Origin of the sequence: Bombilactobacillus bombi, assembly GCF_003522965.1 — a bacterium.
Lineage (GTDB): Bacteria > Bacillota > Bacilli > Lactobacillales > Lactobacillaceae > Bombilactobacillus > Bombilactobacillus bombi.
Genome location: NZ_CP031513.1, coordinates 1,256,131 through 1,276,538 on the forward strand (window position 1 = coordinate 1,256,131; position 20,408 = coordinate 1,276,538).

Sequence of the window (20,408 nt, forward strand, 5' to 3'; positions counted from 1 at the left end):
AATTATTTTACATTTATGTATAAGCAAATTTGGTGCCAAGTCGCTATAAAAGCGTATCTTAAGCAAAAAAATAAGAGTGTTTGCTAAGCAAACACTCTTATTTAATTGATTTAAACAGTTCATACATCAATGATAATTCATAATCTGATATTTTAATATTATATTTCAATTCAATTGGGCGAAAGACACTATGTGATACTTTAAAGAAATCTTGTTCTTCCATTTCTTTGACAACTATTGACTCATCAATTGTTTTTCTCACCATTAATCGTTCAATCATTAAAGAAATATGCATATATAAATTGAGTTTTACTTTTCCAGTTAGCTTCAGATGATAATAATTTTCATATTTGGTAATAACAGTTCCTACTTCTTGAATAATTACTTCTGGATTCAAAAAACTTAATCGCTCACTAACACCCTTTAATGAGAAAAATTGCACTAATTCATCACTCAATTTTTCAATATTGTTTAATTGCAAATAAGGTGATAACCATTTTTTGAACTTTAACAAACCACTATTATCTAAAAGATCATAAACATTTAAATGAGAAAATAACTGTGCATCATTTAATTCAATGGTAGTAAGGACAAATAATGTCTTGGAGAAAAATTTGAAATCATTACTAGCTATCTTTTCCTTTAATTGAGCATAATCTAATGAGATTACTTGAATATTAGGTGGCAAATATTTTTGCATAATTTCTTTAATTTTCTCTGCTAAGCCCAATCCTGAAATACAAGAAATCAAAATATTGGCTGTCTGCGACACTCCTTCATAATATTTAACATCAATTGTATAGCTTTTTTCTGCATGCTCTGCAAGTTCTTTAAAAGATCGATTTTGCTGCATATTTAAGGCTAAATCTAAAGCTGTAACAGTAGTTAAGTTATTGACAACTAATAAATCTCCATTTAAATGTGACTTAATAGAAGTATATAGTTGACTTAAAGATCCCATATCAATCATTAAAATAAAACCTTTTGTAGTATCAAAGTCATCTAATAACTTAATTGTTTCTTTAATGATAGAATCCACTCCAGTATCAATGGGCATATCTAGAGCATCAAAAAGATAGTTGCCACATAATGAATTAACTACAGTTTGAATACTAGTAGCTGTACTGTCACCATGAGCTACGATTAGTCCTCGTAACTGAACAGTTTCATCAACGTAATCTTGCAGCATAATTGCTAAAATAACTATCAAACTTATTTGACTATTTTTATTAAGTATTGGTAATTTTTGATAAAAATGACGTGCCAAATGTAAAGAGCGCGGACATTGAAGTTGTAAATAATGAAACAACTGAGAATAATCAGCAATCTGAAAATGAAAATGCTGTCGATACAAAACATACATAAGAGGTTCTATATAGACTGCTGCTTTAAGCCCAAATTGGTGACAAATAATTCGTTGAAAAATCAAACGATGCTGTTGATGCTCGCTTGTTTGTAAAACCCATGATGGAATTTTTCCTTCTAGCTTAGTCAAACAATCATGAATTTTAGAAATTAATTTGTCCTGATCACTTGTAGAAAATGTTATTTGTAATTCTTCTAATTGATCTGTCAAAATATCATGTGCATATAACATTTTAGGCTCATTAGGATCAATAATTAAGTTTTCTAATTGACTAGTAGTCTTACTTATCTGTTCAAAGTAAAAACTGCTCTGGTCAACATGTAAAATTGATTGCGATTTTTGTTCACGATAAGCAGTTGCACATCCTACCTTGATTAAATTTTTTAAATAACCAATATTTCCTGGATTATCAACCATTAATAATTGTTTAACAACTTCTCCTGAAATAACCATTGTCTTTTGAACTTGTTGGGCTTCTTGAAAAAACAAACTTTCTAGAATGCCTAATCGCTCATCTATGGGACGTTTAATATAATTGGGTAAATGTACAACAATTGGAATTCTTCGTTGAAATGTTGTTAACATTACTTGTTTAGGATCCTCAGTTGTTGCAAAAACCAATCTCACATTAGCATGACAGAGAGTTTTACTATCACCCATTCGATGGAAAGTTCCAGTATCCATAAACGTAAACAACTTTTCTTGATTTTCACTAGCAAGTTGATGTACTTCATCTAAAAACAAGTAACCACCATTTACTTGCTGTAATAATCCTAAATGATCTTCTGTGGCTCCTGTAAATGCACCTTTAACATAACCAAATAAAATACTAGAAATTAATTCTGGATTATTGGCATAATCTGCACAATTTAATACTACATATGGTGCATTATGAGCGATTACATGTTCATAACGGGCTTCTTCAACTATTTTTTGTGCTAGATAACTTTTTCCAACACCAGAATTTCCTGTGATTAAAATATTAATTCCTTTAGGTGGATATGATACTGCGGTCTTACATTGATTAACAATCTTTTGTAAACTTCCTTTTGAACCAATAAAATTAGCAAAAGGCGACTGGTTATCTTCTATAGCAGATTTTTTATAAGACCAAAGAACTGGATAATTTGGTATTTTTTTTATTATTTTGTCTTTAGCCAGTTGATTCAGATAATGACTTGTAATTGACCGCGATAAATTAAGCTTTTGTGCTAATGAATTAGTTGTTATAGAATCGACCTTAGTTAGTTCTTCTAATATTTTGGTTTGCGTATTATTCATCATTATCCTCATATAATAATCCCATTTTGCCTATAATTTAACTGTATATTATTATAACAAAGTAAAAGCGACCTTTTAAATCTGGTCGCTTCATTATTTATTATTTTGTAGGCAAAAATTAGCTTAAATTCCACAAGATTATATCAGTAGCCATAATTTGTTCGTCTGTAATTAATTTAATTGTCCATCATCAAACCCAAAATCAATTTAGGTTTATTAATCACACTCTGAAAGTAACGTCCAGTAACTGTAAATAAGAAATATTAACCTGCCAATTTTTTAACATCAAAACCTAAATTTAATACTATTTCAACTTTATCAATGTTAGAAAATTATTTTAAATCATCTGTGTAGTTAAACGTAAAGAAATCTGCCATCATTATAATTTAAACTATTTTATCTTTCTGGGTATTCAAAGGTGGGTGATTAGTAATCATAATTCCATCAAAGCCCATTACAACTGCAATTACAGCATATATTAACATTACTGGGACCCAAGAATGCGTCCAACTATTAATCATTCCGCTAAACACTGGACCACAAGCAGCTAATAAATAACCTACTGATTGAGCAATACCAGAAATTTGAGCTGTTTCAATAACGGAACTAGTGCGTCTTTGAAAAAAGACCACGCACATACTAAAAGAAGCTCCAGCAGCTACACCTAATAAAATAGCAATTAAAACATTCCAGACAAAATTATGCCGACAAACCAACAGCAAAATAGCACCAAAGCCAAATCCGCCGCCCATCAAACAACTAATAAAATACATCCCTGAACGCTTGCGGGCAATGATAGGTGTTAATAAAGAGAGCGGCATACCACACAATTGAAAAATTGTCGCTAACAAGCCGCTTATTGTTGTGGAAAAACCGGTATTGGTCCAATAAACTGGCAACCACGTTAACATTGAATAATACAATAGCGATTGTGCTCCAAAAAAGAAAATAATCATCCAAGTCAAAGGTATTTTTAATAATTGGCTATTGCCATGATTATGAGGAGTAACTTGCTGCTTAGCTTGCTTATGGGGTAATTGATGCACTGCCATTGCCCAAATCAGAAGTGCTACTACGCCAAACAAGGAAATTACTGCCATTGCACCAACTAATCCTATCTGTTGTGCTAACGGCGCAGATGTTCCAGTTCCAATAGAAGCGATAAAACCCATCATAAAAGTATATAAACTAGTTAAAATAACTGTTTTGTGGGGAAAATATTCTTGAATCACTGCAGGCAATAAAACATTGCCTCCCGAGATTCCCACCCCAACAATCAGTGTTGCTCCTAGTAAAAACCATTTATTGGGCAAAATCCGCAGGTAACATCCCACAACTAACGTCACTAAAGTTCCTAACAATACTTGCGCATTTCCCTTTTTAATACCTAAATTCGCAATCGTTGGCGATAACAAAGCAAAAACAATTAAAGGAATTGTGGTCAACAAGCCACTCATACTAGTAGACAAACCTAGATTATTTTTGAGCCACGGAACCAAAGGCGGCATCATTGTAATCGGTAGACGTAAATTGGCCGCAATGAAAAGAATCCCGGCTGCCAACCAATAATAAGTTCTTTTTTGCACACAAACACATTCTTTCTCAACAAAATTAAACACAATTATCAATTTTACTAAAAATAACCCCCACTAGGCAAATAAATTGTTTCTCATCAAAAAAGCTGACGTAGATACGTCAGCTTAATTTACTGTCCAATGATTTATTTGTTTAGCGTTACATGGCTGTTGCAACAAAAAATTGCGAATTTTTAGTTTGTCATACTTATCTAAGAATAGGTAGGATCGAGGTACGGTGAATTTGCCAAATTGATTCCGTAATTGGGTTAATGCTATTCTAGGAAATTGGTAAACTTCCAAAATGGGAATCGCGTAACCGACATTTTTAGTGGCGAAATATTTTTGAACCATTTCTTGATTATCAACGACACCTAATGCTGTCAAAGCTTGCACAGACCCAACAAGCGGCTGCGCACACTGGATAAAAAGTTCTAAACCACCATTTTTACCAGTTAAATAAACAAACGCTTGAAATTTATCTTTGAAAAACCGACGTCGATATTCAATAATCTTGTTTCCACTTAAAATACTGGGAGCAATATCGGCATGTAAAGATAATAATAACGTCGGCAAATCAGGATGCCAAACTTGCTTGATAGTTGCAGGTAGACTTATTGCCATTGGGCTAAATCTTTCGGAACAGCTGCAATAATTGGATCTAATTGTTGGTTGGCAATAATACTTAAGCGATGCATGGCCCGCGAAGTAATTGTATAAATCAATTGTTGGTCCTGGTTAGTAAATTGACCAGCGGTAGCATTCCACATAATGACAGCATCAAATTCTAACCCCTTGGCTAAGTACGCCGGAATGACTAAATCACCTGTGGCCAACCGTTGATTTTCCGACTTAATTAAAGTTACAGGAACATGTTGTTGCAGTTGTTGTTGTAATTGTTGTGCTTGGGATAAGTCTTTGGTAATAATCGCAGTGGCATAATTTTGTTGCTGATTAGCTCGTAATTGTTCACGTGTAGCTTGCAACATTTGTTCAGCAGAAGCTGATACTTTAATATTGGGTAAATCACCTGGTCGGTTGAAAGGAATAATTTTCTCACCCACAGTTAATAAATGTTTAGTAAATTCCGTGATTTGCTTTGTAGATCGATAAGAATGCGTGAGTTGAATAACACGTGTTTTTTCAGAATCAAATAAACGAGTAATTTCTTTTAAAAGTGTTTGTGAGTTATCATGAGTCAAAATAGCCTGATTCAAATCACCCAACATTGTATAGCGAGCACGCGGAAAATTGTACTGCAGATAGGCTAGTTGGAATGGCGTATAATCTTGAATTTCATCAATAAAAACAAATTTCATTGTTAAATCACCATGATGTCCAGTAAGCAAATCATATAAATACAGATATGGTGAAATATTAGCTAACGAAATTTTGTGTTGTGACCAATCTGCTGCAAATTGAGCTACAAAATTTTGCCATTGTGCATCACTAACTTGGTATTTGGTCAATGGCAGCAGTTGCGGCACAACTTTTAAAAATTCATAATATGTGGCAGCAATATTAATAAAACTATTATGTCGAATTTTTTTAACCACTGGACGCAAAGCATTGGTAACAATTTTGCGGGCTAAGAATTTAGTTTCATCATCACTATTTTTAAATTCTTGATCTGGGTAATCATACATTTGGCGTAATTCTTCTTGACTTAAATTTTGAATTTGTTCTTGAACCCATTTTTTACGCATTTCACTACTAATCTTACGTTGCACTATCTTGATTAATGCTTCTTTAGTACCATCAATTCGATTTAACAGGGTATATTGTGGGCCAAAACCATAATAAATATTGGCAATTTGCGCACGCGAAATCAAAACCTGTTTGCGAAAATACAAATTGCGGAAGTGAACTCCCCCTTGCTGAAGTTGCTGGGCATAACTAGTGACTAACTTGAAAAAAGCTAAATCACTGACAAAGCGAGTCGCAGGCGTAATCGTATCTTGTTGAATGGCTTCGAATTGTTCATATAAATCTTGGACTTGCACTTTAGGTAACCGACGGGCTACATACTGCAAATAAGTCATCTGCACCATGTTTTGCTCACCCATTTCGGGCAAAACTTGACTGACATAATCGTTAAAGAGCATATTAGGAGAAAACATTACTACTTGACCAGAAGTTAACTTTTTACGATAACGATATAATAAATAAGCCACTCGCTGCATAATCGCTGAAGTTTTCCCCGAGCCCGCTGCACCTTGCACAAATAATAAATCAGACCTAGTATCACGAATAATCTGGTTTTGCTCTTGTTGAATGGTCGTTACAATACCCTGCATTTGCGTAGAAGCATTGTGACTCAGGGCAGTCAATAACATTTGATCACCAATAGTTTCCTGTGTATCAAATAGTGAAACAATCTGACCCTCTTCAATAATAAATTGTCGCTTTAGTGATACCTCAACAACTTGCTCTCCATCAGGAGTTTGATAGGTTACTTGGCCTAAATTGCCATCATAATAAATTGAAGAAATTGGTGCTCGCCAATCATAAATCAAGAAATGATTTTGTGCATCTGTAAACGAGGCCAAACCAATATAAATCGTTTCTGGATGTCCGCTAGGTAATTCTCGAAAATCAATCCTGGCGAAATAAGGATTTTTTTCTAATTTTTGTAAAACACTTAATTGTTGTTGTGATCTTTGCCAAGCGTTATTCCGTTCTGCCAGCATTTGTTGCTGTTGATGAATTGACAAAGCACCCGCTATGGAAATCGAATCATCACCGGCGCCAATGTGGACATCATCACCAAAGGTACGATTAATATCATCAATATCTGCTTTGGCATTAGTAATACTACGAGCTAATTTTTGTTCAGCACGTTTAATTTGGTCAATAATTGCATTTAAATGTTGCTGTTCTTGTCGCTTATCTTTTTCTGCCATGAACTATCACTCCAGGCTTTCTCCAATATTAACGAAATATTTTAGCACAACTTAGGTTTAATTAATAGTAATATACAGCCATGATAATTAATTACTATCAGAATAATCTTTGGTCTACAATAAAACTCTATAAACTCAGTCATATTAAAAAACTAGAGCATATTTTGCTCTAGTTTTTTTAATATGCTTGATACATTATCCGATTTTAGCGAATAGTTTCCACACCATGTAGAAGTGCCATATTTGTAGAGCCTGAAATAATAATTAATCCGGTTAAGAACAAATCCATATTCCAAACTGAACGGGCACCACTAACAAAATTACCATTTACAATAGAAACCCCCACACTGAAAACATTAGAAATGACATAAATAACTATGACAATCACCACAATATAAACCAATACTCGTACTACTCTTTGAGCACCTCCAGGAATATAACTTAGAAAAATAGTACTGATATAATCAATTAAATGCACTAGTAAAATAATCAAAATTGGTGATAACAAGGTCAAAATGAGACCACTGGCTGTTGCACTAATCACTGGTCCATTGACTAAGACATGCCAAGATAAGCCATTAATTGACGCATCAGGTGTTGTGAAATATGCCAACCAAAAACTCAAAAGCAAAAGCACCAGATGGATAAACTGTACAACAATCAAGCCTACCCAAGAACTACAAATATCAGCTAAATATAACTTATTTCCAGAAATGGGAATTAATCGAAAACGATTGCTCTTCATTAAATTTTTAGAAGAGATAATCAAACGCACCAGATAAATAAACATAAATACCATAGACCAACCTGCAATATTAGCCATTAAACTAACTGACCATGCTTGACGGGCATCTATTGAAAACATACTAAAAACAAAAGAGACAGCTACAACCAAAAGATAAATCAAAAACGTTTGCGTCAACATCCATAATTGAGCCTGTAACGTCGCTTTAAACACTCGTGAAAATTTCGTCATTTCATCCTCTCCTCCTCAAATACGTTGTCTGGTACTTATTAACGGATAGTTTCCACATTACGCAAAAGATAAATATTAATAACACCAATGACAATAATAAAACTACCTACAATACCATTGGTTAACCAAATAGCTCCCGACTCTTGTGCTAGAGTGCCTGTATAAAATGAAACTAAGACTTTACCTAAATTAAAAATTATATAAATCGTCAAAGCAATGACAATAATATAAATAATCACTTTAATAAATTTTTGTGCCCCACCTGGGATATAATTCAAAATCACTGTGCTAATAAAATCAACCAAATGAACTAATAAAATCAATAAAATGGGCGATAATAAACTCAATACATCACTACCAATATCGCCTGCACTGATATTATTGTATTGAAACCCAGCTTTAAAACTGGCCCCAAAACTATTACTAGGCAAGGTAAACCACATAATACCCAATGAAATGATTATAAAAATTGCCTGCATAATATGTGCATAAATAAAACTAATTAAAGAACTTAAATTATCAGCCAAGTATAATTTGGTTTCGGAAACCGGAATCAGACGAAATCTATTACTTCGAAGGTCATTACGCGAAGTCCAAGCTATCTTGATTAAAATAGCAATCGCAAAAATCATAAGCCATAGCACTACGTTAATAAATAAACTTAATGACCAATACTTGCGGGCTTCTCCAAAAAACATCGTAAAAATAAAAGAAACTGCAATCACTGCCACATTCAAAACCAATAAACGTGTTACCATTTTAATGCGGCTTTGAACTGTAGCTTTCAGGGTTTGGGTAAACTTAGTCATAGTCCTCATCCTCTGCATATAAACTTTCAAAGTAATCTTCAATTGATAGATGTTCTTGCTCTAAAATATCATCCGTCGAGCGGTGTTCTAAAATAGTTTGATCCTTAATAATAATTAATTCGTCCAAGATATGCGCAATTTCTTCCAAATGGTGACTACTAATAATAATAGTTGCCTCTTCGGAAACCCAATTTAACATTCCTTGAATGATTTGCTTACGACTCATCACATCAATACCACTAAACGGCTCATCTAATAAGTACAATGATGCTTGACGGGCTAAGGTCAAAGCAATTGTTAGGCGCTCTTTTGTCCCTTTGGACAAAATTGCTAACCGCTCATCAGTTTTTAATTTTAAAAATTTTGCTAATTCTTGATAACGTTCCAGGGAAAAGTCTGGATAAACAGTTTGATAGAAAAACACGACATCATGAATAGTTGTCTGTCGACTAAATCCTAAAAGTTCATCAGAATAACTTACTACGGCCTTTTTAGCAACTTCAGAAGCTGAACCATTGACAGAAATTTCACCTTGATAATTTTTAGCCACACCAGCAATCAGGCGCATTAAAGTCGTTTTCCCAGCACCATTGGCTCCTGCTAAACCAACAAAATGTCCTGCAGAAAGAGTTAAATTAACATCATGAAGAATAGTTTTATTATTTTTTCGATAGGTTAAGTTATTTATTTGCACTAGATTGGTCATTGTCTTTTATCCTTTCTGCTAAGTACATTTTAATATAGTAAAAAATTTCGCCTTGATCTAATCCCATAGCTGTTAGTGATTCATACATATCAGCAATTGTTTGTTTAATCAATTGATCTTTTAATTCATCAACTACCTGCACATTTTCGGTTACAAAGTTTCCTAACCCACGTTTGGTCACTACCACTTCTTCTTGCACTAATTCATTCACTGCTTTTTGAATGGTATTAATATTGACCTCTAACTTAACAGATAAGTCGCGGACAGACGGAATCTTAGCTCCCAAAGAATATTTACCAGCAATAATTTGCCGATTAATGATATCTTTAATTTGCAAATAGATCGGAACATTGTCTTTAAATTTCATGACATTTCCCCTCTCATCTCTGTACTACAACACTATAACACCATTATGACACTTTGCCAAGTAAAAACTGCATTATTTCCCACTTTTTCTCATTAAAAAATCACATAGTATTTACTATTAAATTATTCTCATTTTTGATATGATAGAACTATCCTAAAGAAAAGAGTGACGACATGAAACAGGGAACAACAATTCTTACTTTAAACAATGGTTACCATTTGTGGACCCGGACAGTGGGTCAAGGAGATATTAAGTTATTATGCCTTCACGGCGGACCTGGCGGCACCCATGAATATTGGGAAAACTTTGGTGATGAACTAGCCGATTTAGGGGTGCAGGTTTCAATGTATGACCAATTAGGCTCTTTTTATTCCGACCAACCTGATTATAGTAATCCTGAAATTGCGGCGAAGTATTTGACTTATGATTATTTTTTAGAAGAAGTTGAAGAAGTACGGCAAAAATTAGGCCTGGATAATTTTTATTTAATCGGTCAGTCTTGGGGTGGTTTACTAGTACAAATGTATGCCGCTAAATACGGTCAACATCTAAAAGGTGCCATTATCTCCAGTATGGTTGATGAAATTGATGAATATGTAACCAACGTCAATCAATGCCGACTCAACACTCTAGGAGCTGACAAAGTTGCTTACATGGAAAAAATCGAACAAGAAAACCGTTTAGATGATCCTACCTACCAAAGCTATGTTGATATTTTAAATGCTGAATATGTTGATCGTAAACAACCAGAAGCTATTCGCCATTTAGTTTCTACAATGGCAACTGATGTGTACAATGTCTTTCAAGGCGATAATGAATTTGTGATTACGGGCAAGTTAAAAGATTGGCACTTTCGTCAGCATCTTCACGAAATCACAGTTCCCACTCTTTTAACTTTTGGGGAGCATGAAACTATGCCTCTTGCTACAGCAAAAATTATGCAACAAGAAATTCCTCATGCACGTTTAGAGACAACACCCAATGGTGGCCACCATCATATGATTGATAATGCCCCAGTTTATTTTGCACATTTGAAAAAGTTTATTCGTGATGTTGAAGCTGGAACTTTTAATGAATAAAATTCTCAATAATAATATTATTTTATTACAAAAAAGACCGGGATAAAATTATCTCAGTCTTTTTTGTAACTTATTTCTCAACGTCTTAAAACTTTTCAAGTTTAAATTGAATTAACATTTAAACATTCATTTTCGATAATTCAGCTACCAATTGGGTTTCCGCTTCCGATAAAACATATTCTTGTCGCTGCACAATAGAAATATTAAAACGTTCTGGATAAGGATCGGTAAGGTAAATTTTATGTAACTGGTCGGTTGGTAAAATTGCATCATCTGCTAATAAAGCAACTCCCAAATTTGCCCGCACCAAACCTTTAACCCAACTAATATCTGGAGCAGAATAGACAATATGAGGATTAATAGCAGCATATTTACAAAAATTTTGAAAAACTTTTAGATGCACGTATTGCGCTGTAACCCCAATAAATTGTTCATCCGCCAAGTCAGCAAAAGCAATTTGGTTTAATGAAGCCAAATGACTTTTCGGACTCACTGCAATACAAAATGGTCGTCGACCAATAATCTTAGCTTTTAAATCTGAATATGTTAAAGGTTTCGGCGAAGCCATTAAGGCCAAATCAATCTCACCATTTAAAATTTTTTTCAAAAGCGCATTAGAACCCGTTTCAGTAATTTTAATTAATGATAACAGACTTAGTTGCTGTAATTTTTCAGCCAATTGGGGCAAATAAGCAGTTCCAATAATCGGTGGTAACCCAAAGCGTATTTCTCTTTGTGCTGTTGCTGCTAGTTCCTTTTGTGTATTGGTAAGTTTCAATTGAATCGCAGTAGCACTTTGATAAAGTATCTTTCCAGCTCGAGTAACATGCAAGCGCTGATGAATACGATCGCGCTCAATCAATTTGACAGCAAATTCTTTTTCTAGACGTTTAATAGCAGCTGTAATAGTAGGTTGTGATACATGACAAGCAATTGCTGCTTCAGTAAAACTTTTTTTATCAACTAAAATTTTAAAATAATCCAAATCTCGTGTATTCATATTGGTTCCTATTTTCTACAAAATTTGTTCTTGTAAAGCTAAAAAAATCGTTAAAATTAATAAATCAGCGCTACCGCCGAGACTCAAATTCTTCATTATAAAAACTTGATTAAGTTCTTGTAAAAATTGCTTACCCGCTAATGTTTTAGCCCCACCTAAATCCAAAAAATGCCGGGCTTGTTGTTGAGCCCAAGGGATAATCTGCGGTGTTTGCGCTCTTTTAATCAAATTAGTGTCTTGTGAGTGTTGTAAAATCACCATCAAAGTATCTAGCAAACGCTCATTAAGAGTTCCTGTAGCTTGTTTCAAGGCTGGTAATGCCCAGTTAGTAACAGTAGGAAATCCTTGCTGAGCTTCACCACGAATACCAGTTAAACCATATTGCAAATAAAGACGTTGCCCTGCTGTTAAACTTTGCTTCTGCTTTAAATTTTCTGTTTGGAGATCATTTTGAGTTAACCCAACTAACATCTGTTGCACCACAAACGTAAAAGTCAATTCATTGTGTTGCTTTCGATAAGCTTGCGCCCCAACCGCAATTCCTAAAGAAAAAATGGCTCCTTTATGGGTATTAACACCCTTAGTGGCTGTTAACATCGATTGCTCAGCTTTCAAACCCCAACGACGCAATTGAACAAATAATTGAGTTAAATCATTTTTAGTAAACTGATTTCCTAACTGACTACAAGCTGTGAAGTACTCAGTCAAACTTAAAGCACTATCAATAAATGTGAATACATCCATGTCTGGATGTGGTCCTGAAGATACTGGATCCACCAATCCCGGTTTTGGTTGTACACTGACTTCATATAAAAGTGATTTAAGAGCATCAGCAACCAACGGGTCAGTTATTGGTAGTTCTTTCATTAAACGAGTTACTCCTTTATTTGAAATTCTTGCTGATATAATCGGCTAATAGCATTCTGTAATTCAGATACTGAATGTCTGCGTGAACGTGCACACTCTTTAGCTGGCCTTTGGCAAAGAAAACATTTTCTCATTGGTAAATCCAAATCTGAACGTGAGATTGCTCGTAAATTGGTTGTAGACAGTACATCTAAATCAAACAATCTCCCTAATGGATCACGTTCTTCAAAAACGACAGTTTGCCGCTTTATAACCTCTGCACTTTGACGACAGATCAGAAAAGCTTCATTACCAGTAGGTAAATTGTCCTCTAAAATCACTTTGATATCTGTTCCTAAGAAGTTTTCAAGACGTTGATATCCCGCAGTAAACAATTTATGCAAAGCACTATTATTTTTAATAGGACCTGGAATATTTAATTTTATATCTACTAAAGTTTGATGAGGATATGTTTGAAGAATTTGTTGTTGAATTGCTACTCGCCGATCGCGACTTGCTAAGATATCAGTTATACTTTGTTCTAATCCACTTGTAAAAATATTTTTAACCATTATTTTCCCTTCGGAAAAAGGGATAGGGACAAATTATCTGTCCTCATCCCTTTTAATGATACATATTTAATCCTTCACAGCTTTAATTTGGTCAATAATTGTTCCATCACGATATTCTACTAACGCTACTGTTTGCTCAGTAAATTCTAATGGCGCTGCTTGTCCAACTTTTTTAGCGGCCATTGCTTGCAATTCTTCAATTGTGTAAATTGGCAGCGCACTAACCTTACTCAACGCTTGCTTTAAATCTTGTCGTTTAGGATTAATTGCAATTCCATATTCAGTTACCAAAACGTCGATGGAATCTCCTGGTGTGACTACAGTCGTTACATCAGGTACAACCGTAGCAATTCTTCCTCGAACTAATGGGGCACAGATAATTGTCATTTTAGATGTAGCAGCATCTTGATGACCACCAACTGCTCCGCGAATAACACCATCAGAGCCAGACATCACATTAACATTAAACTTGGTATCAATTTCTAAAGCACTTAAAATTGCGACATCTAATTGATCAACCATCGCACCTTTATTATCTGGATCAGCATACCAAGAGGCATCAATTTCTTGTTGATTGGCATTCTTTTGCATGGACTCAGCTGCACCCTTATCAAAGTCTTGCACATCCATGACCTTATTAACTAATCCTTCTTCTAGTAAATCAATCATTGGCTTAGTAATGCCTCCCAATGTAAAGGAAGCCTTAATATTTTGATTTATCATTGCTTGACGTAAGTAGCGTGTCACTGCCAAAGCAGCTCCACCAGAACCTGTTTGAAATGAAAAACCATTTTTAAAATATGGAGAATGAACAATTACTTCATTAACTAAAGAAGCAATCTTTAATTCTTTGGGATCTTTAGTAAAACGAGTAGCCCCTGAACCAATTTTTTCTGGATCTCCCACTTGATCAACCTGAACTACATAATCGACTTGTGTTTGTTTAATTGAAGCAGGTGTATTAGGATATGGTACTAAATTATCAGTCAACAATACTACCTTATCAGCATATTGTGCATCCATCAAAGCATAGCCAAGCGAACCAAATACTGCTTTGCCTTGCATACCATTAGCGTTTCCTAACCGATCAGAATTGGGTACTCCTAAAAAAGCCACGTCAATTTTGATATCTCCATGCTCAATCGCCCGAGCCCGATCCCCATGAGAACGAAAGATAACTGGATTTTTCAAGCCTCCGTGGGAAACAAAATCTCCCAAAGAGCCCCGCATTCCTGAGCTGGTAATATTAGTAACAGTCCCGGCCTTAATAGCTTCAATAACCACATCATTCATTACGCCGGTTAAAGACGAAGGAGCTAGGGTTAGATTTTTAATTCCAGAATCAATAATAACTCGCATTACTTGGTTAAAAATAAAGTCACCATTACGAAAATGATGGTGAAATGAAATAGTCATACCATCTTTAACAGTTTGTTGAACAACTTTGGCAATCGAATCACACACTTTATCATTGCCAGTTGTAACATGTACTTTTGGAGCAACACGCTGGATGTCGGGTTGACCAATATCAGTTGTCTTAAATCCTTGATAGTCTAATTGCTTTAACAAAGCTTCTGGTAATTCACGATTGACACTATTCTTCAATGTAATTGCCCTCCTTATCCACAATCTGGGATGCTTGAGCTAACATCATTACTCGTTGAGCTCGCATCACTACAGGTCGATCAACCATTTGACCATTCATTGAAATAACGCCAGATCCTTTAATCTTGGCTTCTTCAATAGCATTCATCACATTCTTAGCATTATCAATTTCTGCTCGAGTTGGCTCGTAAACTTTATTAACCATTGGAATTTGACGAGGATTAACTAAAGACTTACCATCAAAACCAAGTTGATGAATATATTCTGTTTCGCGATAAAATCCTTCTGGATCGTTCATATTACTAAAGACTGTATCAAATGCTGCAATACCAGCAGCACGGGCAGCATGCAAAACCATATTACGGGCAAACTGTAATTCAGCACCATCTGGATAACGATGTGTCTTCATATCTGTTGTATAATCTTCAGCAGATAAGGCTATGCCTATCATTCGTTGTGAGGCTAAGGCAATTTGGGGAGAATTTAAGACGCCTTTGGCACTTTCAATTGCTGCCATTAAGTGAGTCGATCCTTCTTCTCGGCCAAATTTTTTCTCTGCAGCCAGCACATCTGCTTCTAGTTGGGTTACCATTTCAGCTGTTTCGGTTTTTGGCAACCGAATTACGTCAATACCAGCTTTTACCATTGCCAAAATATCATTGTGATAATAAGGAGTATCAGCACCGTTAATCCGCACAACTAATTCAGCATCCCCATAATCTTGCGTTTGTAGTGCTTCATAAACCAAATCACGGGCTGCATCTTTTTCATTCATGGAAACAGCATCTTCTAAATCAAACATAATGGAATCAGCACCATAAATACCTGCATCTTTCACCATTGCTGGGTTATTGCCAGGTACAAACATCATGGTCCGCCGTAAACGTTCATTCATTGTAGCCATAATTATAAAACCTCCCATGCTGGAGTATCGCTTGTTTGAGCAGCACGTTGTGCTGCTGCTATCGTACGTGCTTTAATTACACAATCAAGTGCACCTTTATCAACTGCTTTAACATGAGCTGCATTGATTCCTAACTGTTCCAAGGTGGTTTGAATAACATGCTTAATTTGTGCTCCAAATTGTTTAGCAACATCCGATTCTAATTCAATCGTAATTCCAGAAGCAGCTTGGGTAATCATAATTTGAATATCGGAAGATTCTAAAGTTCCTGCTACGGCAGTTTCTTTAATTTCCATTAATTTTCATTCCTTTCTGAATTCTCACTTGTAACTGTTTTAAGTTATCTTTAATAAATTGATAAGTAGATATCGGTACTAAACTTTTAAGTTCTTTAAGATTATTTTGAGCAATCATTTGACGAACCGCAGAAGCACTGATTACTTTTTGTTGTTGATCTTGCTTTCGTTCAATTACTTTTAAGGTCACTTGTGGCGGTAATTCTTCTGCCAAAACTCGATTATAAATTGCCGTTGTAGGTGATAATGGCTCTGTTCCTACAAAACGCAGCGTAATTTGACAAGCTGGAGCAATTAAATCTCGAAAAATATGCGCGTCTAGTGTGGTTTGATATTCTGTAGTATTTTGATCAGATTTGAGAAAGTAAGCTGGAAAAGTTGCGTAGCTAACCATATAGTCGCCACCACTAACTACTATTGCATGTGGTAAATCTTGCAAGCCAGCTTGTACTAATTGTAATCGCTCAGCCGTGGAAAAAAGTGAGGCGTCAGTATTAACTACAAATACATAAACATAATCACATTGTTGCAAAGCCTGTTCAACTAAGTATCGGTGACCATAAGTGAAAGGGTTAGCGTTCATAACGATCCCCCCAATTTTTTGTGTTGGAAGACTCTTTACTTGTGGTAATTGATCTAGATAATCATGAATATCTGGAGTTCCAGTCTCTAAAAAAGCGGCCTGGTGAGAATGTGCTAATTCATGAAAACCAACATGTTGAAAACTAGAGCTGTATTGAATTTTGGTAAAAACAAATAAATGAAAAATTTGACGTTGATATAATCTACTAGTTAATTCACTAATAATTTGATTAAATCGCGCTCCCGGAGTACTATCTAGCTGACAGACACCAACATATTTAATTACATTATGAGCTGCCGAAGCAGTGGCCACTAATTGATTATCTTCATAGAGACCTAACGTTAAGTCTAGCTGTTGAACTTCTGCTGGTGAAAAATTATTAATTCCTCGCTCCTCCAGGAATTGTTGCCAACTATTTTTAACATCGGAAAGCTGCAAATTTAATTCAACTATCGCCATAAAAGCCTCACTTTTGACCTTGAGAGTATTTTTGAACTGCATGACTAACTGTTGGAACTACTCGCTCATCAAAGACGTCTGGAATAATTTGTTGTGCTGTCGGTTGAGAAATAACATTCGCTAAAGCGACTGCAACTACTTGTTGTAATTGGGCGTCAACTCGTTTTAAATTGCTGGATAATAATCCTTTAAAAAGTCCTGGAAAAGCTAAAATATTATTTACTTGATTAGGATATTTACTGGATCCGGTGGCAATAACTGCAGCACCAGCTTGTTGGGCAACTGCTGGATCAATTTCTGGAATTGGATTAGCTAAAGCAAAAATAATAGGTTGAGTATTCATTTTTTGAACATCTTGGGATTGCAAAACATTTTTATCCGATAAACCAATAAAAACATCTTGATGTTCAATTACAGCTGCTAGTGGTTGACCTTGTAAATTAGTAGGCGTTTGCAAGAGTTTTGCTAAATTTCTTTGATAACTGTTATAATTCATATCAGTAGCAGTAATAACACCATGTTGATCAACTAAAATTAAATTTTTAATACCGATTTGATATAAAAGACGTGCAGTTGCTAAACCAGAAGCACCAACACCATTAACGACAATTTTCAAATCTGTTAGTTGCTTTTTTACTACTCGTGCGGCATTAATTAACCCCGCCAATACAACAATAGCAGTCCCCTCTTGATCATCATGATAAACCGGAATGTCCAAAACTTGGCTTAACTGCTCTTCAATTTCAAAACAGCGTGGAGCAGCAATATCTTCCAAATGAATCCCAGCAAAAGACAACGCAATGTTCTTGATAGTAGCAACTGCATCAGCAGTATCGACTTGATTTAAAGCCAACGGTATTGCATTGATATTAGCTAGATCCTTATATAGCAATGCCTTACCTTCAATAACGGGTAAACCTGCTGCAGGTCCAATATTACCTAGTCCTAAAACCGCTGTTCCGTCCGTTATTAACGCTACTAATTTACCACTCATTGTATACTTAGATTTGAGTGCTGGATGAGCTTCAATCTCTTTAGAGAGCATTGAAACACCAGGAGTATATGCTTGTGCTAATTCTGAACGATTGGTAACTGCTAAATTGGATTTAATATCTAAAACTCCAGTATGAGCTGCATGCAATTTCAAAATATCTTCTAATTCGCTCATTATTAGTCCCTTCTCCGTATTATAAACTTAACTTATCTTTAGTTTACTCGCGTTTTTTAAATTTATCAAATTAATTTAGAATTTTTGATAAATTTAAAATATTTTTCAAATTAAAAAATAATATGTTTGACAAACATGATTAAATTTAAGGAGAATTGCTGCTATGACTAATTTAAATTATCGCCAACAATTAGCTGACATTGCCCGTGATTATTATTTATCACAGGCAACTATTACCGAAATTTCTGAAAAATACCATCTCAGTCGTTATCTGATTACTAAAAGCCTTTCTGAAGCAATAGATAACGGAATTGTACAAATTTTAATACAAGATCCAATCAATCGAAATCTGGAATTAGAGGCTAGATTTAAAAAGCTCTTTACTATTAAAAATGTCTATATTATCAAAGATGCCGACTCTTTCAACGACAATAGTGATAATATTATTGCTTTTGCTGCTCAAATTATTCAAGAACTGATTAGCGACAGCAAGATAGTAGCTGTTACCTGGGGACAAACTGTTCTTAATATTATTAATCATTTTCAAGTTCAAGCTCAAGAAAATTTACTATTCATTCCTTTGACAGGAGCCAATTTAAAAACCGATTCTCCTGCCGGTTCAACTCCGGTCGTTCAACGTGCTGCTGCCAAATTTGGTGCCCACTATCAAACATTGCCAGCCCCCTTATATATTATGAATGATCAAGTGCGCCAACAATTAGCAGAAGAAGCTGCCATTGCGCCAGTTTTTGAGAAAATGAATCAAGCAGATTTACTATTTACAGGGTTAGGAACTTGGGCTTCTATTGAATCCATTCCCCTTTGGCAACAACAAAAAAAGCAAATTTTAGCAGGTTTGCAATCACAGCAAGTTGCTGGATTACTGTATGGTCGACCTTTTGATTGTGATGGCAATATCTTAAATACTAAACATGATAAACTTTTCGGCGCCTCTTTAAATACTATTTTACAAATACCAATACGAATTGGTATTGTCAAAAGCAAGTTTAAAAGTGCTGCTCTTCTGGGTGCTTTACGCGGTTGTTTATTAACTGATGTAATCATGACTGAATCAGTGGCCCAACGTGTACTTTTAGATAATAAAGTTAAATAAGACCTATTAAAAATTTGTCCAAAATCTGATTAAATACTTGCGCTTGTTCTGCCATCGGCAAGTGACCTGCTTGGGCAATTACTTGTGCTTGTCCATGAGGAGCTAATTGGGCCGTCTTTTGTGCAAAATGACAATCAAAAAAAGGAGACCTTTGACCAGCAACTACTAATAATGGAATGTTCAAATTACAAATTATATCCCGCCAATCTTGGCTTGCATGATCCAATAATAATGAATAGTTTAAATGACTATCATAAGGCACCTGTTGTTGTAATTTTTTATTTTGATAATAAATTTTGTCAGGCAAGTTTTGATAAGTAGCCCGACCAAACGGTTGCTGCAAATAACTCGCAAAATTAGTTACAGTTAAATCTTTAAAACCATAAGGCCAATTTTTTGTATTAATCATTTTGGGACTCTGATCAATATCCACTACTGCCTGCAAGTTTTGTGTTCCAAAAATACTAATGTAGCTAAACCAAGTCGCAGCACCCATTGAATTACCAATTCCAATGACATTTTCTAATTGCAAATACAATAATAGCTCATATACATCAGCAGCATGACGGCTAATACGCAATCCCTTAGCAGTATGTTCAGATAATCCCTGATTACGCGCATCAATAGTAATTACACGATAGTCATGTTGTAATAAAAATTCTTGGGTTAATTGCCAAACCGTGCTATAACTACCCAAACCAGCTAATAATACAACCGGTTGACCGGCGCCCATATCTTGATAACTAATACGAACTTGATCTGTTGTTAAAAAGTTCATTTAATAACCTTCTTTTTAATCT

19 protein-coding genes are annotated in these 20,408 nt (G+C 35.0%); 2 read left to right on the top strand and 17 right to left on the bottom strand.

Annotated elements, in window-relative coordinates:
• Positions 1-97: 97 nt before the first annotated feature.
• From DS830_RS06245 to DS830_RS06280, 8 genes are all read right to left on the bottom strand, one after another.
• Entirely contained in the window at positions 98-2,647 is a 2,550-nt protein-coding gene (locus tag DS830_RS06245; RefSeq protein ID WP_118908680.1) for a sigma 54-interacting transcriptional regulator, read from the bottom strand.
• Positions 2,648-3,033: 386 nt separating this feature from the next.
• Positions 3,034-4,233: an MFS transporter gene (locus DS830_RS06250; RefSeq protein WP_240366793.1), complete on the bottom strand. Its 1,200-nt coding sequence runs from the start codon at positions 4,231-4,233 to the stop codon at positions 3,034-3,036.
• 114 nt (positions 4,234-4,347) lie between these two features.
• Entirely contained in the window at positions 4,348-4,845 is a 498-nt protein-coding gene (locus DS830_RS06255; protein WP_118908681.1) for a hypothetical protein, read from the bottom strand.
• Positions 4,836-7,124 (bottom strand): RNA polymerase recycling motor HelD, encoded by a 2,289-nt coding sequence (gene helD, locus DS830_RS06260; protein ID WP_118908682.1) that lies wholly within the window; start codon positions 7,122-7,124, stop codon positions 4,836-4,838. Before helD ends, DS830_RS06255 begins: the two co-directional genes overlap by 10 nt.
• A 205-nt stretch (positions 7,125-7,329) precedes the next feature.
• Entirely contained in the window at positions 7,330-8,100 is a 771-nt protein-coding gene (locus DS830_RS06265; protein WP_118908683.1) for a hypothetical protein, read from the bottom strand.
• 38 nt (positions 8,101-8,138) lie between these two features.
• Positions 8,139-8,909: a hypothetical protein gene (locus tag DS830_RS06270; RefSeq protein ID WP_118908684.1), complete on the bottom strand. Its 771-nt coding sequence runs from the start codon at positions 8,907-8,909 to the stop codon at positions 8,139-8,141.
• A complete protein-coding gene (locus DS830_RS06275) occupies positions 8,902-9,615 on the bottom strand; it encodes an ATP-binding cassette domain-containing protein (protein ID WP_118900583.1) in 714 nt (237 codons plus the stop codon). Before DS830_RS06275 ends, DS830_RS06270 begins: the two co-directional genes overlap by 8 nt.
• Positions 9,590-9,982 carry a GntR family transcriptional regulator gene (locus DS830_RS06280; RefSeq protein ID WP_118900581.1) on the bottom strand — a complete coding sequence of 131 codons (393 nt, stop codon included), beginning with the start codon at positions 9,980-9,982 and terminating at the stop codon, positions 9,590-9,592. The genes DS830_RS06275 and DS830_RS06280 overlap by 26 nt, the downstream gene beginning before the upstream one ends.
• Before the next feature lie 173 nt (positions 9,983-10,155).
• Here DS830_RS06280 and DS830_RS06285 point away from each other — a divergent pair, with 173 nt between their 5' ends.
• A complete protein-coding gene (locus DS830_RS06285; RefSeq protein ID WP_118908685.1) occupies positions 10,156-11,061 on the top strand; it encodes a proline-specific peptidase family protein in 906 nt (301 codons plus the stop codon).
• A gap of 118 nt (positions 11,062-11,179) precedes the next feature.
• On the opposite strand, the gene DS830_RS06290 is transcribed toward DS830_RS06285, so the two are convergent.
• The 8 genes from DS830_RS06290 to DS830_RS06325 all read right to left on the bottom strand — a co-directional run bounded on the left by DS830_RS06290 (position 11,180) and on the right by DS830_RS06325 (position 18,494).
• Complete coding sequence (locus DS830_RS06290; protein WP_118908686.1) at positions 11,180-12,061, bottom strand: LysR family transcriptional regulator; 882 nt, start codon at positions 12,059-12,061, stop codon at positions 11,180-11,182.
• A 15-nt stretch (positions 12,062-12,076) separates the two neighbouring features.
• Entirely contained in the window at positions 12,077-12,928 is an 852-nt protein-coding gene (locus tag DS830_RS06295; protein ID WP_118908687.1) for a triphosphoribosyl-dephospho-CoA synthase, read from the bottom strand.
• 8 nt (positions 12,929-12,936) lie between these two features.
• Positions 12,937-13,479, bottom strand: coding sequence for a citrate lyase holo-[acyl-carrier protein] synthase (citX, locus tag DS830_RS06300; protein ID WP_118908688.1), 543 nt, complete (start codon positions 13,477-13,479; stop codon positions 12,937-12,939).
• 66 nt (positions 13,480-13,545) lie between these two features.
• The gene (gene citF / locus DS830_RS06305) at positions 13,546-15,084 is read right to left on the bottom strand and encodes a citrate lyase subunit alpha (RefSeq protein ID WP_118900572.1); all 1,539 of its coding nucleotides are present in this window, start codon (positions 15,082-15,084) and stop codon (positions 13,546-13,548) included.
• Entirely contained in the window at positions 15,074-15,988 is a 915-nt protein-coding gene (gene citE, locus DS830_RS06310) for a citrate (pro-3S)-lyase subunit beta (RefSeq protein WP_118908689.1), read from the bottom strand. Before citE ends, citF begins: the two co-directional genes overlap by 11 nt.
• Before the next feature lie 2 nt (positions 15,989-15,990).
• Positions 15,991-16,284, bottom strand: coding sequence for a citrate lyase acyl carrier protein (gene citD / locus DS830_RS06315; RefSeq protein WP_118900569.1), 294 nt, complete (start codon positions 16,282-16,284; stop codon positions 15,991-15,993).
• Complete coding sequence (citC, locus tag DS830_RS06320) at positions 16,274-17,326, bottom strand: [citrate (pro-3S)-lyase] ligase (protein ID WP_118908690.1); 1,053 nt, start codon at positions 17,324-17,326, stop codon at positions 16,274-16,276. The genes citD and citC overlap by 11 nt, the downstream gene beginning before the upstream one ends.
• A 7-nt stretch (positions 17,327-17,333) precedes the next feature.
• A complete protein-coding gene (locus tag DS830_RS06325; RefSeq protein ID WP_118900565.1) occupies positions 17,334-18,494 on the bottom strand; it encodes an NAD(P)-dependent malic enzyme in 1,161 nt (386 codons plus the stop codon).
• Positions 18,495-18,657: 163 nt separating this feature from the next.
• On the opposite strand from DS830_RS06325, the gene DS830_RS06330 reads away from it, so the two are divergent.
• Entirely contained in the window at positions 18,658-19,608 is a 951-nt protein-coding gene (locus DS830_RS06330; RefSeq protein WP_118908691.1) for a sugar-binding transcriptional regulator, read from the top strand.
• On the opposite strand, the gene DS830_RS06335 is transcribed toward DS830_RS06330, so the two are convergent.
• Positions 19,601-20,386: an alpha/beta fold hydrolase gene (locus DS830_RS06335; RefSeq protein ID WP_118908692.1), complete on the bottom strand. Its 786-nt coding sequence runs from the start codon at positions 20,384-20,386 to the stop codon at positions 19,601-19,603. The genes DS830_RS06330 and DS830_RS06335 overlap by 8 nt on opposite strands.
• Between the last annotated feature and the right edge of the window lie 22 nt (positions 20,387-20,408).

What these genes read in the sequence shown, in the direction of transcription:
- DS830_RS06275 (WP_118900583.1), bottom strand. Translation starts at nt 9,615, where the DNA reads ATGACCAATCTAGTGCAAATAAATAACTTAACCTATCGAAAAAATAAT.
- citD (WP_118900569.1), bottom strand. Translation starts at nt 16,284, where the DNA reads ATGGAAATTAAAGAAACTGCCGTAGCAGGAACTTTAGAATCTTCCGAT.
- DS830_RS06285 (WP_118908685.1), top strand. Translation starts at nt 10,156, where the DNA reads ATGAAACAGGGAACAACAATTCTTACTTTAAACAATGGTTACCATTTG.
- DS830_RS06280 (WP_118900581.1), bottom strand. Translation starts at nt 9,982, where the DNA reads ATGAAATTTAAAGACAATGTTCCGATCTATTTGCAAATTAAAGATATC.
- helD (WP_118908682.1), bottom strand. Translation starts at nt 7,124, where the DNA reads ATGGCAGAAAAAGATAAGCGACAAGAACAGCAACATTTAAATGCAATT.
- DS830_RS06335 (WP_118908692.1), bottom strand. Translation starts at nt 20,386, where the DNA reads ATGAACTTTTTAACAACAGATCAAGTTCGTATTAGTTATCAAGATATG.
- DS830_RS06325 (WP_118900565.1), bottom strand. Translation starts at nt 18,494, where the DNA reads ATGAGCGAATTAGAAGATATTTTGAAATTGCATGCAGCTCATACTGGA.
- citE (WP_118908689.1), bottom strand. Translation starts at nt 15,988, where the DNA reads ATGGCTACAATGAATGAACGTTTACGGCGGACCATGATGTTTGTACCT.
- DS830_RS06270 (WP_118908684.1), bottom strand. Translation starts at nt 8,909, where the DNA reads ATGACTAAGTTTACCCAAACCCTGAAAGCTACAGTTCAAAGCCGCATT.
- DS830_RS06265 (WP_118908683.1), bottom strand. Translation starts at nt 8,100, where the DNA reads ATGACGAAATTTTCACGAGTGTTTAAAGCGACGTTACAGGCTCAATTA.
- citX (WP_118908688.1), bottom strand. Translation starts at nt 13,479, where the DNA reads ATGGTTAAAAATATTTTTACAAGTGGATTAGAACAAAGTATAACTGAT.
- DS830_RS06290 (WP_118908686.1), bottom strand. Translation starts at nt 12,061, where the DNA reads ATGAATACACGAGATTTGGATTATTTTAAAATTTTAGTTGATAAAAAA.
- DS830_RS06295 (WP_118908687.1), bottom strand. Translation starts at nt 12,928, where the DNA reads ATGAAAGAACTACCAATAACTGACCCGTTGGTTGCTGATGCTCTTAAA.
- DS830_RS06245 (WP_118908680.1), bottom strand. Translation starts at nt 2,647, where the DNA reads ATGAATAATACGCAAACCAAAATATTAGAAGAACTAACTAAGGTCGAT.
- DS830_RS06255 (WP_118908681.1), bottom strand. Translation starts at nt 4,845, where the DNA reads ATGGCAATAAGTCTACCTGCAACTATCAAGCAAGTTTGGCATCCTGAT.
- DS830_RS06330 (WP_118908691.1), top strand. Translation starts at nt 18,658, where the DNA reads ATGACTAATTTAAATTATCGCCAACAATTAGCTGACATTGCCCGTGAT.
- citC (WP_118908690.1), bottom strand. Translation starts at nt 17,326, where the DNA reads ATGGCGATAGTTGAATTAAATTTGCAGCTTTCCGATGTTAAAAATAGT.